Source organism: Mesorhizobium sp. M8A.F.Ca.ET.208.01.1.1, assembly GCF_004791315.1.
Classification (GTDB): Bacteria; Pseudomonadota; Alphaproteobacteria; order Rhizobiales; family Rhizobiaceae; genus Mesorhizobium.
The window spans coordinates 1-344 of record NZ_SRUT01000164.1 but is presented as its reverse complement, the minus strand read 5'-3'; the positions used below and the strand labels follow the sequence as shown (position 1 = coordinate 344).

Below are 344 nucleotides of genomic sequence, written 5' to 3'. Positions count from 1 at the left end.
CGCGGCGTCACGCAGGCCGGCGGTATCGACGATGCGCACCTTCAAACCGTTCAGATCCATGGCGACCTCGAGCAGGTCGCGGGTCGTGCCCGGCTCGTCGGTGACGATCGCAGCCTCGCGCCGCGCCAAAGCGTTGAACAGGCTGGACTTGCCGGCATTCGGCGCGCCGAGGATGACAACCTCGAAACCGTCGCGGATAATCTCCGCCGCCTTGAACCCTTCAATGTGCCGCCCGACGTCATCGATCATCGCCGTCACGTCGGACCAGACCGCATCCGAAACGGAACCCGGGACCTCCTCCTCGTCCGCGAAGGCGATCTCCGCTTCGATCATGGCCCGGGCAT

General features: G+C 65.7%; 1 protein-coding gene. It reads right to left on the bottom strand.

The window, feature by feature from the left end; translation table 11 throughout:
* A partial coding sequence (locus EN851_RS34740; RefSeq protein ID WP_135931085.1) for a GTPase occupies nt 1-344 on the bottom strand: 344 nt, incomplete at both ends.